A 14,800-nucleotide genomic window follows, 5' to 3' on the forward strand; every position below is an offset into this window, starting at 1 on the left:
GATACATGAATAATGGACTATGTCGGTTTAGTGGAAACATCGATTGCTGACCTATGGAGCATCACGAGCACGTTTTTCTCCGGGCACGAGCGCGTCGTTCGACTGGTGATTGACGATAAGAGCTCGCACAGTTCTTGATGACAGGCAGTCGTGTAATTTCTGCGAAGAACAGCTGCGCGCCACCGACATTGAACCATTGCAACAGATACTCGCGCCGTAATATTTCGATACGACATACGTTCGGCTTGAGAACCGTCTCTAGCGTTAGAGATGTTCTTGAAAGCACTCACAGCAAATAGTGTGAAGCGGCTTTCGCAAGGGCAATACGTAAAAACAAATATTTACAACGGTTCCGACGATTTAATCTTAACTGGAACCGCTTTAAACGATCAGCTAAACGCTAACTCCCTCCGCAAATTTTCCAAATGCTGCGATCTTGTCTTTGAGACGAATACAGGTGAGCCGTTTTTGCATTTGATGCAGATAGAGATCGTGTGACACGTAATCATAAATTTCGAATAAGCGATGTGGCAAGGCTTGTCACAAGTTGCTATGCCTGTCTGATCCTTTATCGGGTGCCGGGGCACTGAACCAGTCGGTGAGATCGCATCGCTGTTACCATTCTGCTGCTCTGTCCCATCAGACCAAGTTGACCGGAAACACTATGGCATCGCCTCGTCTTACGCCGCTTGTTGAAAGCCTCCCCTCCACTGTCCCTTTTGTTGGCCCAGAAACGCTCGAACTTCAGCGTCGCAAGCCTTTTTCGGCTCGTATAGGCGCAAATGAAAGCAGCTTCGGCCCTGCTCCCTCTGTCATAGAAGCCATGCGACAAGAGGCTTCCGAAGTATGGAAGTATGGTGATCCGGAGAACTATGCGCTGCGTCATGCAATTGCAGCTCATCACAATGTAAAAGCCGAAAATGTCATGCCAGGTGCAGGCGTCGACGCTTTACTTGGTCTTGTGGTGAGGCAATATGTTCAGCAAGGCGACAAAGTCATCAACTCGCTTGGCGGCTATCCGACATTCAACTATCACGTCGCAGGTTTCGGCGGAACATTGCTGACGGTCCCATATAATCAGGATAGGCCTGACCTGGACGCATTGATCGAAAAGGCGCGTAAGGAAAATCCGGCGCTGCTTTACATCGCCAACCCAGATAATCCCATGGGTACTTGGCACGAAGGGTCGGATATTCAGACGTTTATTGAACGCATTCCAGAAACCACAATGCTTATTCTCGATGAGGCCTATTGCGAAACTGGCCCCGCATCTGCATTCCCAGCCTTTGAACTGGATCGCCCGAACATCCTGCGCATGCGCACTTTCTCAAAAGCTTATGGACTTGCAGGGATTCGAGTTGGTTATGTTCTGGGCTGCGCCGATGCGATCAAGTCTTTCGACAAGGTTCGCGATCATTTTGCCGTTAATCGGATTGCCCAAGCTGCAGCAATCGCGGCGTTGAAAGATCAGAATTATTTGCGTGGTGTGGTCAATAAAATCCATGCTGGACGAGATCGAATCGCAATTGTTGCGACGCGTCATGGGTTGAAGCCTATCCCCTCAGCTACAAATTTCGTCACTATTGATTGCGGGCATGATGGAACTTTCGCAACTGCCATTCTCAATGGGCTAATTGAGCGCGATATTTTTGTCCGCAAACCCGGTGCTCCGGTGCTGGATCGTTGCATTCGTGTGAGCGTTGGCATCGATAAGCAGATGGACATATTTGAAGCAGCACTGCCTGAAGCAATTGCTGACGCCCGAAAAGCCCTGAACATCGCCTAACTGCGGAGAATCCAATGTCTGATCAACATGATACCCAACCTCGCAATGTTCTGTTTGGTACACTTGCCGGCCTTTGTGGTGCTCTCGCAATAGCTGCGTATGCGGGTGCGGCGCATGGAGGTGAGAATCATTTAGGTGCGATAGCGCCGCTGCTTATCGGCCACGCTCCTGCCCTTCTGGTGTTGTCATTGATTGTTCCTAACAGCCGCATTGCGAATATTGGTGGTGCGTTATTAGTGGCTGGACTGGTGCTATTCTGCGGTGATCTGTTCATGCGAGACATGACCGGCAACCGACTTTTCCCAATGGCAGCTCCTACAGGGGGAAGTTTGATGATTTTGGGCTGGCTTGTGGTTGGCATCAGTAGCTGGTTCAAGAGAGCCTGAAACCGTCTCACTTCGCAGGAACACTGCTACTTAGTTTAAACGTTACGGCAACGGCGCTCTAAAAGAAGAAGGGGCCTTGCAGATCTGCAAGGCCCCTTCTCTCTAAAACGGTGTAAGTTCAAGCCGACTTATAAGCCGTCCCAGATTTAAAATTTTTAAGCAGAACACGGTTTCCGTCATTTCATTTAACAGGAAAGCTCCAAAATTACGAGTTGCCCTTTAGCCGTGCGTTGCAAAGGCTGTAGTAACCGCCGCCCTTCTGAACCCACTTCAGACCGCCCAATGCATTTGCATCCTTGGCTGCATGATACTGCTCAAGGCAGGTATGCATGCGGGCCTTGCCTGGAGATTCGCTCGAAAACTTCGACGAAACTGCTGTCGGAAACTTCACGCCGCGTGGTGCGGCTGCGGTTGGTGCCGCAGGTTCCGAATTACCGTCGGTGGTCAGAGCAACTGGATCAGCGCCTGGGCCACATTCCGATTTGCGGAAATCATTCCATTTCGTGCCACCATCGGTACCGGCATCTTTAGCTGCCTGATACTTGGCGCTGCACTGCTTCATTGTGAGGCTCTTCGCCCCATCATCCGCTGCTGGTGCGGCTGCATTTTTAGCTGGTGCTGCCGCTTTCTTCGCTGGCGCTGCAGGTGCCGCTGGAGCGGCTGCGGCATCGTCACCGCATTGCGTCTTGCGGAAATCATTCCACTTAGCATCGCCCAGTGTTCCAGCATCTTTGGCCGCCTGATACTTCGCACTACATTCTTTCATAGTCAGCGCACTTGCCGGTGATGAAAAAACAAAGGCAGATGCGCTCAAAATGATTGCTGTGCCAGCCAAGGCTGTGATGGTACGAATAGACATCTCGTCGCTCCCTGTCGGATACGGGCTATTGAATTCGTTGCTCTTGAGCGCATTTCGATCTGATTTTTCAGATCTGCGCGCCTCAACTCTTTGCTTCAATGCGCATCTTTTCCGAAAACCGTTTCACACTTTTCGGGATGCACTCCAGAACGGCTCAGTTAAGATTGAAACGTCCTAACCGTTCCGTCTCTACGCATTATCCTTACGCAAAATTGCCGCGCAGTTTTGTCGGAAATGCTTTTTTGGTTCGTTCGCAGATCGCTTATCGCGACAATCAAAACATCAGTCTGCTTTGCCGGTCTTTATACCTTTTAAAGTTTCGCATCCACCAACTAGCTTGATGCCAGGCAAGTTGACTGTCAATCAGTTGCTTAATATTACCACTGTCTACAATACAAAATTTCTAACTGTCATTCTTTAGACGTTACGTAAATTTGAATGACACAAAGTAAATATATAGTAGTTCCAAACTCTTGTCCTGTCTTTATTGGAACAGAGTTAAAATGCGGGGACATCCAAGTGACACAACGGATCATGATCATTGGCGGCGCTGGCTCGGGGAAGTCTACCCTTGCAAGCATGCTCGGAAAAATCAGTGGTCTACCTGTGATTCACATCGACACCATTTACTGGGAAGCCAACTGGGTTATGCGCCCGCGCAACGAGATCGGCCGTCTTACGAACCAGGTTGCTGATCGCGATGAATGGATATTCGAAGGCAATCATAGCGAAACAATGGCGCACCGCGCATCACGTGCCGATATGCTCATATTTCTCGATATTTCGACGCCGCGACGGCTCTGGCGAATCATAAGGCGAACGTTTCGCCATTACGGCCGGTCGCGCCCGGATATGGCTGAAGGCTGTGCAGAACGCTTTGATTGGGAATTTTTCAAGTTTGTCGCCAATTATCGTAAAAATGGCCGTATTCGGGCGCTTTCTTTTGTTGAAGAGGCTTCTTCCCACCTGCAAAAATATCATTTGCGCACGCCGGGCGATGTGAAGCGTTTTCTCGTTAAAGCACAACACGAAATATTATTAAAAAATTGACGCTTAGGAATTGCGTGAAATCAACAAAGCCCCACCTAAAATAACAATATTTCAAGCAGTGCGGGCATGTTCTCTGAATGCTATATTTGCGATGTCTCCCAAGACTTGACGCTGGCGCGTGGAGCACTCGCCCATCAGTACAGCGCGAATTTACTTGCACTCAGATGGCGGAACTTTAGTTCGAGCCATTTGTGCAATCTTGTCCGGATTACCGGTTTTCGCAGCTCTGGAGTTAAACGTGGCCGATATCGCAGATAGCGCCTCCCCGCTTGCTGATGTTACCAGCGCAATGGGTTTCGATCGTCACCGTCTTTACGAAGATGCGATCGCCATGCTGATTGGCACTTCCTTCATTGCGCTGGGCATTACGCTCTATAGTCAAGCGACGCTGATGACGGGTAGCACCGCTGGCATCGCCCTTTTGATCCAGTATGCCACCGGCATCGGATTTGGCCTGCTTTATTTTCTGATTAATTTGCCATTTTATTATTTTGCAGCAAAGCGTATGGGCTGGCCATTCACGATCAGGACATTCATCGCAGTCGCGCTGATGTCGTTCTTCGCAAAAGTCATTCCGTTATGTGTCGATTTCAGTTCGATCAACCCGCTCTTCGCAGCACTAATGGGGGGAACCTTGATGGGAATGGGGGTATTGGCATTGTTCCGTCACCGCTCCGGTGTTGGTGGCGTCAACATTCTCGCCCTTTATCTGCAGGATGCCTACGGCATTCGTGCTGGCTGGTTTCAGCTTGGACTCGATGTCCTCATCATGTTTGGATCGCTGTTTTTCATCCCTCTGGAAAACATGCTGCTTTCACTGGTGGGTGCGATAGCGATGAACGCCATCATTGCAATTAACCACAAGCCGGGGCGTTATCTCGGTATTAGCTAATAAAAAAGCCGCCTGATGAGGCGGCTTTTTTGTCAGTAATCAAGCAATCTTAGTGCGCAGTCATCCATTCGCGCGCACCGCGAAGAGCTGCAGCAAGCTCTGTCTTGCTCATGGTCGCCGCCACCTGATTGCGCATGAGCTCAGCTTTCTGATTACCACGAATGGCTGCGATGTTGAGCCACTTATGCGCTTCGACCACATCGATTTCACAGTCACGACCGATAGCGTATTTCAAACCCATCTCCAGCAGAATGCGATCCTGGGAACCTGCTTTGTCGTGCTGCGTAACGCTCTGAAACTGTGTCATTTTTCTTTGTCCCTGTTAAATCCCGAGAACCGTCCGCTCTTTGTTTCCGAGACTGGCTTTCACCGTCTTGGAACTGTCGGATCTGTCGTTCCGTTCATGGTCTTTAAGATAAGCGACAGGATTAAAATGCGCGTTAAAACAGATGCTTAACAAGGGGACAACGAAATCCCAACAAGGAGTAAACTTGGGAATTCGTTAAACATCCAAACCATCTGAATTACAGCGTTTTTCGGAAATAGGGATGTTTTTCACCTTCTCGCTTGGAAACCAGATGATAACCATGGTGCAGATTGATGTGCCAAAGCGTGTTCAGAACTGAATGAATGAGATCGATGTTCTAGCTTTTATTTACCCCGTATTTGGCTTCAAAGCCGCTTCACACTTTTGGCGATGCATTCTGGAAACATTGCTATCAGCGAATTCGAGCACGCAAATTATCCCTCTTCCGCTCCGACCAAAACTCGATTACGTTTACGTTTGCGTAAGTATTCTGCAAGGCCTGAAACCTTGTGGCATTTTGGGAGGAATGCATGATCCGCAATTTTATTATGGGAATGACTGCAGCTGTTGCATTGACGGCGGGTCTGTCTGCTCCAGCATTTGCCGATGAGGCAATTGTAGGCACATGGAAGCGTCCAAACGGCACGATCATCAGCTACGCTGCATGTGGTGGCGGCAAATACTGCGGCACCGTGCAGACCGGTGAGTATAAGGGCAAGTCAATCGGCTCGATGTCCGGTAAAGACGGCACCTATAAGGGCGAAGTCAACAAGCTTGATGAAGGCAAGACCTATACCGGCAAGGCCAGCGTTAAAGGCAACACGCTATCGCTATCCGGATGCGTTATGGGCGGATTGATCTGCAAGAGCGAAAGCCTGACACGCCAATAAGCAATGCATGAGAGCAGCAATTAAAGCACCGATCTGACAGAAGCAGATCGGTGCTTTATTATTTTTCCGCGCATCTGAACCGAGAGGCCGTTCGGGATGCGCTGTAGAAACCGCTATTTAGCGAGCCTTCTGGCCGAACAGGATTTTCTGAGCTTCCTTGTCATTTGCCAGATTAGACTTTTCTCGCTCTTCTTTGCCGACCACAAGGCCACGCTGCACAGCCGGACGCGTGTTCATCGTTTCATGCCAGCGCTTGAGGTTTGGAAAATCTTCCAGATTCTGATCATAATTCTTGTAAGCATTGATCCAGCCGATACTCGCCATGTCAGCAATAGAATATTCGCCTGTAATATATTCCTTACCTTCAAGCTGACGGTTCAGGACGCCATAGAGGCGATTAACCTCATTGGTGTAGCGATCAATACCGTACTGCACCTTTTCCGGCGCATAGACACGGAAATGTCCGGCCTGCCCCGACATCGGCCCAAGTCCGCCCATCTGCCACATCAGCCATTCATCGACGGCCACACGCTTGCGTTCATCGGTCGGATAAAACTTGCCGAACTTTCGACCGAGATATTGCAGAATGGCACCCGATTCAAACACCGAAATTGGCTCGCCGCCCGGGCCTTCAGGATCAATTATGGCTGGCATACGATTATTCGGCGCAATTTTGAGAAAATCCGGCTGAAACTGATCACCTTTGCCGATATTCACATATTTGACTTCATAAGGAACACCAAGCTCCTCCAGCATAATGCTAATCTTGAAGCCGTTCGGGGTAGGCCAATAGTAAAGCTCAATGGGTTTTGTCTGTTCAGCCATGGGTATCTGTCTCCCGCTTTCTTGGCTTTGTCCGCATTTCCGATGCGGGCTAACATAGGCTCCGTGTAGCCCGGCACAAGAGCGAAGCGATCAAGTTAATGAAACATCAATATTTTTGAACGCCGGATGAATGCGGCTCTCAGGAGCAGTTCAGGTGAGACCCGTAAACTCAAACCCGTAGAACGAACAATTTCGATAGTCGGGGGAACCATGCTGCTGTGGCGCGTTACAATAGTCTGTCTGATGATCGCGGGGATTGCGATCATTGCTGGCCTTTTTGTTGATCGAAAATATGACGTTTATCGTGATCAGCCAGTCGTTGCCCCCATTACAGCGATGCACCTCAAGCATATGAGCGGAGGCCAACAATTATGATGTCCCGCTTTCGTATCTCCGTAAGTATTGCACTTCGCGTTCTGCTGTTCACTGCCGTATTCACTGGGCCTGCTGCAACATTCGCCTATACGCAAATCGGCCAGAAAGCACATATAAGCGGGGCCGGTCTTGTGCTTTATGTGAGCCTGCAAAGAAGTGCATAAACAGGGACATGCGACTGTCATGGAGTTTGCTATACTAAGCCATGACACAGCGAATCGAACAAACTTTCATCCCTGATATCAAAACCCCTCCCTTTGTGGAGCCGGAAGTTTTTACCGATGCAGGCGCGGCGGTTGCCGCGCTGCGCAAGCTTTATGATCGTAATACCGAATTTCTGCGCAAGGCTTTTGAGCAGCTTGCACGGGGTGAAGTTCGCCCGCAACGCTATCGCGCATTTTATCCTGAAATCTGCCTATCTACTTCCAGCTTTGCCCACGTGGATACGCGTCTCGCTTTCGGTCATGTGACCACACCCGGAGACTATTCGGCCACGATCACGCGGCCAGATCTCTTCGATCATTATCTCAACGAGCAAATCCGCCTTCTGATGCGCAATCATGGCGTAGCAGTCACGGTTCGGGAATCGGCCACGCCAATTCCTATTCATTTTGCTTTCATTGAAGGTACTTATGTCGAGGCATCGGTTGCCAATGCCTTCACGCATCCGTTGCGCGATCTGTTCGATGTACCGGATCTGGCGGCAACCGACGACAAGATCGTCAATGCAGATTTCGATCCAATTCCCGGTGAACCAATGCCGCTGGCACCTTTCACCGCGCAGCGCGTGGACTACTCGCTGCACCGCCTTGCGCACTATACGGCGACAAGCCCCAAGCATTTCCAGAATTTCGTCCTGTTCACCAACTACCAGTTCTACATGGATGAGTTTTGTGATTATGCCCGTAGGCTTATGGCAGAAGGCGGCGGTGGATATGAAAGCTTTGTCGAGCCCGGCAATGCGATAACGCGCGCAGGTGAATCGGCGCCCAGCAGCGGAATTCCACTACAACGCATGCCGCAGATGCCAGCTTATCATCTGCAACGCGCTGATCATTCTGGTATTACAATGGTCAATATTGGCGTCGGCCCTTCCAATGCCAAGACCATCACAGACCACATCGCGGTGCTGCGTCCACACGCATGGCTAATGCTGGGTCATTGCGCAGGTCTGCGCAACAGTCAGCAGCTTGGTGATTATGTGCTGGCGCATGCTTATATGCGCGAAGATCACGTCCTTGATGACGACCTTCCTGCATGGGTTCCTCTGCCAGCGCTTGCCGAAATTCAGGTAGCACTTGAAGAAGCTGTCGAAGAAATCACCGGTCTTGAAGGCTATGATCTCAAGCGCATTATGCGCACCGGCACGGTCGCGACAATCGATAACCGGAATTGGGAACTTCGCGATCAGCGCGGTCCGGTTCAGCGTCTTTCGCAAGCGCGTGCGGTTGCGCTGGATATGGAATCGGCCACGATTGCCGCCAACGGCTTCCGCTTCCGCGTTCCTTACGGCACACTTCTCTGCGTTTCCGACAAACCGCTCCATGGCGAACTGAAACTGCCGGGCATGGCGACAGAATTCTATAAGCGTCAGGTCGCTCAGCATTTGCAGATCGGTATTCGCGCGATGGAAAAGATCGCGGCAATGCCGGATGAGAGACTGCATTCACGCAAGCTCAGAAGCTTCTACGAGACAGCCTTCCAATAAAAATAAGTCAGTAGGGCAATAGGTGAGTGGGGTAGTATGTTTTTCGCGAATACATACTACCCTCTCTCCATCATGGCGCCGTAATCAGCGACTAGACGCGTATCATGTCAAAACGCCGGGAAAACCTTTCACTTTTTCTGCTAATCACCGCTGTTCTGGTGTCAGTTCCACTTGTGCTTGGCTTTCTCGGATCAGCGCATCCCGCGCTTGATTCATTCGCTCATTTCCGTCCATATCTTGCAATTCTGATGGCATTGCTCGCAATCCCGCTTTTGTTCACAATGATGCGGCGCGAAGGTGCAATGATCCTGTTGTTTGCGATCCTTGCATTCAGCACGACACTTGGTGCGGCACGCAATTTGCTTGATGGATCAACCTCTGCACAGGCTAATGTTCCTGTGGCAGGTGCGCGCTATAGTCTGGTTCAGATCAATCTGCGCTACAATAATCCTGAGCCAAAGCGCGTGTTGCAAATGATCGCGCAGGAAAAGCCTGACGTCATCACCTATCAGGAAGCTGGTTCAGACTGGGCCACGTGGATCGACATTCTGAAGGGCACCTACCCTTATCATTTTGAATGTCACAAAGACGGGAGTAATATGGGTGTCGGCATTCTGTCACGCCGCCCCTTCAGCGAAGGTAGCGAGCAGACCTGTCTTGACGATGACCGCCTTGCCATGACTTCCATCGATTTCAGCGGCACAAGGGTCAATGTCGCAGCTTATCACTCGGTCCTGCCATGGCCTTTTAGTCAGGCGACTGTCATCAATGCGCTGGTGCCGGAACTGCAAAAGATCACCGGTCCTTCAATCATTGCCGGTGATTTCAATGCTACGCCGTGGAGTAATGCAGTCTATCGCATCGAAAAAGCGTCGAGTACAAAAGCCATCACCGGTATTGGTGGCACATGGATGCCCCAAAGTCTGCCTGTAAAACTCGCATCTTTCATTGGCCTGCCAATTGATCAGATTTTGGTGAGTCCTGACATCGAAGCCCCTGTCGCCGCTTCACGCGAAGAAGCTGGTTCCGATCACCTGCCAGTAAGGCTAGAGTTTTCAGTTCCCTTGCCTCAACGACAAGATGAAGACGAACCAGAAACCCAATCAGTTATGCTCCAATAAAAAAGGCGGTTTAAAACCGCCTTTTGTTAACTCTGCTTTCCCGTGAACATTACATGTTTACGTAAACAGGTCCCTCGCCGCCTTGTGGCGGAACCCAGTTGATGTTCTGGTTCGGGTCCTTAATATCGCAAGTCTTGCAGTGGACGCAGTTCTGCGCGTTGATTACAAAACGAACATCCTTGGCCTGCGGATCAGCCGCTGAATTGCCATCAGCATCAACCCACTCATAAACACCTGCCGGGCAGTAGCGTGTCGATGGTCCTGCAAAGACGTCGTGTTCAGATATCTGCTGCAGCTTCATGTCCGCGACCTGCAGATGAACAGGCTCGTTTTCATCGTGATTGGTGTTCGACAGAAACACTGATGAGAGGCGGTCAAAAGTCAGCACACCATCCGGCTTTGGATAGGTAATCTTTTTGTGCTTCGCTGCCGGTTCCAGTGCCTGCGCGTCGGTCTTGCCATGCTTCAACGTACCGAAGAACGAAAATCCGAAAAGCTGGTTGGTCCACATATCGAGGCCACCAAGCGCCACACCCACGACCGTTCCGAACTTGGACCACAATGGCTTGACGTTGCGGACTCTTTTGAGGTCCTTGCCAATTGCACTGTTGCGCCAGCTGTTTTCGATCTCGATCGGCTCATCATTGGCTCGATCAGCGGCAAGAGCCTCTGCAATCTTATCGGCAGCAAGAATGCCCGACAGGACTGCATTATGGCTCCCTTTGATGCGTGGTACGTTCACAAAACCGGCCGAACAGCCGATTAGTGCGCCGCCAGGGAAGGAAAGCTTTGGTACCGACTGGAAGCCACCTTCAGTAATGGCGCGAGCGCCATAGGACAACCGCTTGCCGCCCTCAAAAGTATCCCGGATCGCTGGATGTGTCTTGAAACGCTGAAACTCTTCGAACGGAGCCAGATACGGGTTCTTGTAGTTGAGATGCAGCACGAAGCCGACCGCAACCATATTGTCTTCGAGGTGATAGAGGAATGAGCCGCCACCGGTCTTCATATCGAGCGGCCAGCCAAACGAATGCTGCACCAGACCCGGCTTATGCTTGGATGGATCAACCTGCCAAAGTTCCTTGAGGCCGATACCAAATTTTGCTGGCTCGCGACCTTCATCAAGCTTGAACTTCGCTATCAGTTCCTTGGCAAGCGAACCGCGCGCACCTTCCCCGATCAACACATATTTGCCGAGCAGAGCCATGCCGCGCGTATAGTTCGGACCGTGTGTGCCATCGCGTTCAATGCCCATGTCGCCAGTTGCGACACCAATCACAGCGCCTTCATCATTATAAAGCACTTCAGTCGCCGCAAAGCCCGGATAGATTTCAACGCCAAGTTCTTCAGCCTTGGTACCAAGCCAGCGGCAGACATTGCCAAGAGACACAATGTAATTGCCATGATTGTTCATCAATGGCGGCATGGCGAAATTCGGTAGACGCACCGAGCCTGCAGGACCGAGCAGCAGAAAATGATCTGCGGTTACTGGTGTTTTGAACGGGTGTCCCTCTTCATCACGCCAGCCCGGCAGCAGTTGATCGATACCACTTGGATCGACGACTGCGCCTGACAGAATATGAGCGCCGACTTCCCCGCCCTTTTCAAGAACGACGACTGAAAATTCGGGATTGATTTGTTTGAAACGGATAGCCGCAGCAAGGCCAGCAGGGCCTGCGCCAACAATCACAATATCAAATTCCATGCTCTCGCGCTCGGGAAGCTCCTGGCTCACGATTGCTGGGGCTTCGGACATTTGTGCCTCCGTCGGGTTTACATTTTCCCCTCACTATTTCAGCGCGGGCAATGCATCCAATTGTTTTTGCTCATGAACCTATCGCGAATGGGGATAAACCATATTCGGACAGGCCTTGTTTCCCCTTAAAACGCTTTCAATCCGAATACATCAGATCGCGCCCTAACGTTTTGTTCTAACGCGCATCATATCCGAAAACGCTCTTACTTATTCCGCATGCGCTCCAGTTGCTTTACCCTCTCGCAGAGTTAAAGACTGTCGCATATGCGTCCAATTGTCCAAAATCACTGCAAAAAGTACCTTCATAGTATTGACCTTAACGTAAACGTCAATTCTTAAACGGCCAACCGTCTGGTTGTGGGCTATTGTGACGCAACGCATCGTCCCTTCATAAAAATATTAGCTCTCAGTTTTGGGAGACATGCAGGTTGGATTCTACGCATGTCTTTATCCGAAAACCGGTTCCTACTTTGGGGAGACATGCTTTAATCACTCTATAAACCGGAATTATGCGCTACGCTCTTGCAATCGACGTCAAAATTCGCCACCTCAATCTGTGAGGTAAAAACATGATCGATGACCGGGAAACACTGGAAATGGAAGGTCTGCTTCGCTTTTACGCGGAAGCGGGCGTCGACATGCCACTTTCCGACACGCCAATCGATCGCTTTGCAGAACCACAGCGTCAGCTGGCACGGTCGGCACCAGCGCAGGAAGACAGATCTACGGCGCAAACAGACCGCGCGCGTCCGCAACAACAGCAGCCGCGCCAAGCAGCAGTCCCCTCACCCACAAGCCGCCCTGTGCAGGCTGCAACTGACGTTCCAGACGGCGCGCAGATCGCGCTTGCCCGTGAAGCAGCTTCCCAAGCTGCAACGCTGGAAGAACTGCGCGAAAAGCTCGCAGCATTTGATGGCTGCAATCTAAAGTTCACTGCAAAAAACCTCTGTTTTGCAGACGGCGATCCATCGTCAGACATCATGTTTGTCGGTGAAGCGCCGGGGCGTGATGAGGACATAGAAGGACTACCGTTCGTCGGTAAATCCGGACAGCTGCTCAACCGAATGATCGAGGCTATTGGTCTCAAGCGCGAGAATGTCTATATCGCCAACACAATTCCATGGCGTCCGCCGGGCAATCGTACACCCACGCCGGTCGAAACTGAATTGTGCCGCCCATTTATTGAACGGCAGATTGAACTTGCGGCACCGAAAATACTGGTCGCACTGGGCGGTCCTGCCGGTAAGGCGTTGACGGGGGCGGCTGAAGGTATTTTGCGCCTGCGCGGCAACTGGAAAGTGCATCGCACGCCTTCAGGCATTGAAATTCCTGTTATGCCAACACTGCATCCGGCTTATCTGCTGCGCACGCCCGCACAGAAGCGCTTTGCCTGGCGTGATTTTCTCGCTGTAAAAATGAAGCTCGCCGAATTAGGCGATTGATATTCCTTCATTTCGGTGGCATCGGCAGCAAGACTGTCACCAACATGCCGCAAACATGCAGTAGTTCGCATTTTGAACGGTGCCTGACGGTAACAGGTATTCTTTAAATATAGTCCGTGTGGACAATATAGCCCTTCGTGGAGTTCATCATGGCTGGACAGCTCCTGCCCATTGCCGCCTTGTTGGCAAGCACATTTCTCATGCTGCTTGCAGGTGGGCTTGCGGGTATTCTCCTGCCCATCCGTGGCGGGATCGAAGGCTGGTCGACCACGACTATCGGTTGGATGGGAACTTCCTATTCACTGGCTTTCACAATGGGCTGCATCCTGATCCCACATCTGGTGCGACGCGTCGGGCATGTGCGCGTGTTTTCAGCCTTGCTGACACTCCTCTCCATTGCACTGCTCCTGCATTCACTGATCATAAGCCCTTATGCCTGGATGATCTTTCGCGGCATAGCAGGCTTCTCGCTTGCCGGCTCCTACATGATTATCGAAAGTTGGCTGAATGAACGCGTTACAAATGAAACGCGTGGCAAGATTTTCTCGTTCTATATGATCATCACCATGCTTGGTCTGATGTGTGGACAATATATCCTGCCATTTGGCGATGCGACGACCGTTACGCTCTTCATCGTCTGCGCCATCATCTATGCAAGCGCCCTGCTGCCGACTACACTTTCAAGTGCGCAATCGCCAAACCCGCTTACTCAGGCTTCACTCGATTTGAAAGGCCTCTATCGCCGCTCTCCGGCTGCCGCCATTGGCTCTTTCATTGCTGGTATTGTGGCTAGCACATGGAGCTTTCTCGCTGCGATCTATGGCGAAATGAATGGGCTTACAACCTTTGGCATCGCGACCATGCTTGCCTGCGCCATGATCGGTGGCGCAATTTTTCAGTACCCAATCGGTCGTGCCTCTGACCTCGTAGACCGTCGAATTGTGATGGTCATAGCCGGTGTTATCGGGTTTGTCCTGTCGGCTGTCATGCTGTTGATTCATCCAACATCGCCTTACGCGCTTTACATCATGATGTTTCTTTTCGGCTCTGTGCTCTACCCGATCTACAGTCTCAATGTAGCGCACGCCAATGACTACGCCGATGCCAATGAATTTGTGAAAATCTCCGGCGGATTGCTGATAATCTATGGCTGCGGCAGTGTGCTTGGACCGGCAATTTCAGGCCCTATGATGGATCTCATCGGCGCGTCTGGCTTCTTCGTGACCATGGCCGTTGCCTATGCAATCTACGGATTACACGCCTTCTGGCGTATTCGGCGGTTCGAGCGTCCTGCAATCAGTGATCAGAAAACTGAATTCAAGTTCCATACGCCCGATGGTCAATCGACACCCGAAACAATGCAGCTTGATCCGCGCGCTGAGGGACCGCCGGGGCAAGCATGA

The 14,800-nt window shown here is 51.1% G+C and carries 14 protein-coding genes; 10 read left to right on the plus strand and 4 right to left on the minus strand.

The features are described from left to right. Window positions 1-664 precede the first annotated feature (664 nt). Together OIV19_RS14355 and OIV19_RS14360 are read left to right on the plus strand one after the other, a co-directional pair. Entirely contained in the window at window positions 665-1,786 is a 1,122-nt protein-coding gene (locus tag OIV19_RS14355) for a pyridoxal phosphate-dependent aminotransferase (protein WP_264232050.1), read from the plus strand. 14 nt (window positions 1,787-1,800) lie between these two features. Next, window positions 1,801-2,172, plus strand: a complete 372-nt coding sequence (locus tag OIV19_RS14360; RefSeq protein WP_264232051.1) for a DUF423 domain-containing protein — start codon at window positions 1,801-1,803, stop codon at window positions 2,170-2,172. A gap of 205 nt (window positions 2,173-2,377) precedes the next feature. On the opposite strand, the gene OIV19_RS14365 is transcribed toward OIV19_RS14360, so the two are convergent. Then, a complete protein-coding gene (locus tag OIV19_RS14365; RefSeq protein ID WP_264232052.1) occupies window positions 2,378-3,031 on the minus strand; it encodes an antifreeze protein in 654 nt (217 codons plus the stop codon). A 534-nt stretch (window positions 3,032-3,565) separates the two neighbouring features. Between OIV19_RS14365 and OIV19_RS14370 the strand changes: the two genes are divergently transcribed. After that, a complete protein-coding gene (locus OIV19_RS14370) occupies window positions 3,566-4,081 on the plus strand; it encodes a P-loop NTPase family protein (RefSeq protein WP_264232053.1) in 516 nt (171 codons plus the stop codon). A 238-nt stretch (window positions 4,082-4,319) separates the two neighbouring features. Next, on the plus strand, window positions 4,320-4,973 hold the full coding sequence (locus OIV19_RS14375; RefSeq protein WP_151091426.1) for a YitT family protein: 654 nt from the start codon (window positions 4,320-4,322) through the stop codon (window positions 4,971-4,973). Window positions 4,974-5,022: 49 nt separating this feature from the next. On the opposite strand, the gene OIV19_RS14380 is transcribed toward OIV19_RS14375, so the two are convergent. Beyond that, window positions 5,023-5,280 (minus strand): SEL1-like repeat protein, encoded by a 258-nt coding sequence (locus OIV19_RS14380; protein ID WP_264232054.1) that lies wholly within the window; start codon window positions 5,278-5,280, stop codon window positions 5,023-5,025. Between the two features lie 530 nt (window positions 5,281-5,810). Between OIV19_RS14380 and OIV19_RS14385 the strand changes: the two genes are divergently transcribed. Next, window positions 5,811-6,170 carry a DUF2147 domain-containing protein gene (locus OIV19_RS14385; protein ID WP_095446295.1) on the plus strand — a complete coding sequence of 120 codons (360 nt, stop codon included), beginning with the start codon at window positions 5,811-5,813 and terminating at the stop codon, window positions 6,168-6,170. Between the two features lie 117 nt (window positions 6,171-6,287). Here OIV19_RS14385 and OIV19_RS14390 read toward each other — a convergent pair whose 3' ends face one another. Next, window positions 6,288-6,995 (minus strand): glutathione S-transferase N-terminal domain-containing protein, encoded by a 708-nt coding sequence (locus tag OIV19_RS14390; RefSeq protein ID WP_095446294.1) that lies wholly within the window; start codon window positions 6,993-6,995, stop codon window positions 6,288-6,290. Window positions 6,996-7,366: 371 nt separating this feature from the next. Here OIV19_RS14390 and OIV19_RS14395 point away from each other — a divergent pair, with 371 nt between their 5' ends. The 3 genes from OIV19_RS14395 to OIV19_RS14405 all read left to right on the plus strand — a co-directional run bounded on the left by OIV19_RS14395 (window position 7,367) and on the right by OIV19_RS14405 (window position 10,199). Next, a complete protein-coding gene (locus tag OIV19_RS14395; RefSeq protein ID WP_264232101.1) occupies window positions 7,367-7,534 on the plus strand; it encodes a hypothetical protein in 168 nt (55 codons plus the stop codon). Window positions 7,535-7,575: 41 nt separating this feature from the next. After that, window positions 7,576-9,078 (plus strand): AMP nucleosidase, encoded by a 1,503-nt coding sequence (locus OIV19_RS14400; RefSeq protein ID WP_264232055.1) that lies wholly within the window; start codon window positions 7,576-7,578, stop codon window positions 9,076-9,078. Window positions 9,079-9,182: 104 nt separating this feature from the next. After that, window positions 9,183-10,199 (plus strand): endonuclease/exonuclease/phosphatase family protein, encoded by a 1,017-nt coding sequence (locus OIV19_RS14405; RefSeq protein ID WP_264232056.1) that lies wholly within the window; start codon window positions 9,183-9,185, stop codon window positions 10,197-10,199. A gap of 49 nt (window positions 10,200-10,248) precedes the next feature. Here the strand turns inward: OIV19_RS14405 and OIV19_RS14410 are convergent, their stop codons facing one another. After that, entirely contained in the window at window positions 10,249-11,955 is a 1,707-nt protein-coding gene (locus OIV19_RS14410; protein ID WP_264232057.1) for an electron transfer flavoprotein-ubiquinone oxidoreductase, read from the minus strand. 569 nt (window positions 11,956-12,524) lie between these two features. Here OIV19_RS14410 and OIV19_RS14415 point away from each other — a divergent pair. Further along, entirely contained in the window at window positions 12,525-13,397 is an 873-nt protein-coding gene (locus tag OIV19_RS14415) for a uracil-DNA glycosylase (protein ID WP_264232058.1), read from the plus strand. A gap of 149 nt (window positions 13,398-13,546) precedes the next feature. Beyond that, complete coding sequence (locus OIV19_RS14420) at window positions 13,547-14,800, plus strand: MFS transporter (RefSeq protein WP_264232059.1); 1,254 nt, start codon at window positions 13,547-13,549, stop codon at window positions 14,798-14,800.

Origin of the sequence: Brucella sp. HL-2, from assembly GCF_025846885.2 — a bacterium.
GTDB classification, from domain to species: Bacteria; Pseudomonadota; Alphaproteobacteria; order Rhizobiales; family Rhizobiaceae; genus Brucella; species Brucella quorumnocens.

Coding starts and splice junctions, on each gene's coding strand:
- OIV19_RS14360 (WP_264232051.1), top strand. CDS start 1,801: ATGTCTGATCAACATGATACCCAACCTCGCAATGTTCTGTTTGGTACA.
- OIV19_RS14410 (WP_264232057.1), bottom strand. CDS start 11,955: ATGTCCGAAGCCCCAGCAATCGTGAGCCAGGAGCTTCCCGAGCGCGAG.
- OIV19_RS14365 (WP_264232052.1), bottom strand. CDS start 3,031: ATGTCTATTCGTACCATCACAGCCTTGGCTGGCACAGCAATCATTTTG.
- OIV19_RS14380 (WP_264232054.1), bottom strand. CDS start 5,280: ATGACACAGTTTCAGAGCGTTACGCAGCACGACAAAGCAGGTTCCCAG.
- OIV19_RS14400 (WP_264232055.1), top strand. CDS start 7,576: ATGACACAGCGAATCGAACAAACTTTCATCCCTGATATCAAAACCCCT.
- OIV19_RS14370 (WP_264232053.1), top strand. CDS start 3,566: ATGATCATTGGCGGCGCTGGCTCGGGGAAGTCTACCCTTGCAAGCATG.
- OIV19_RS14355 (WP_264232050.1), top strand. CDS start 665: ATGGCATCGCCTCGTCTTACGCCGCTTGTTGAAAGCCTCCCCTCCACT.
- OIV19_RS14415 (WP_264232058.1), top strand. CDS start 12,525: ATGATCGATGACCGGGAAACACTGGAAATGGAAGGTCTGCTTCGCTTT.
- OIV19_RS14385 (WP_095446295.1), top strand. CDS start 5,811: ATGATCCGCAATTTTATTATGGGAATGACTGCAGCTGTTGCATTGACG.
- OIV19_RS14420 (WP_264232059.1), top strand. CDS start 13,547: ATGGCTGGACAGCTCCTGCCCATTGCCGCCTTGTTGGCAAGCACATTT.
- OIV19_RS14395 (WP_264232101.1), top strand. CDS start 7,367: ATGATGTCCCGCTTTCGTATCTCCGTAAGTATTGCACTTCGCGTTCTG.
- OIV19_RS14390 (WP_095446294.1), bottom strand. CDS start 6,995: ATGGCTGAACAGACAAAACCCATTGAGCTTTACTATTGGCCTACCCCG.
- OIV19_RS14405 (WP_264232056.1), top strand. CDS start 9,183: ATGTCAAAACGCCGGGAAAACCTTTCACTTTTTCTGCTAATCACCGCT.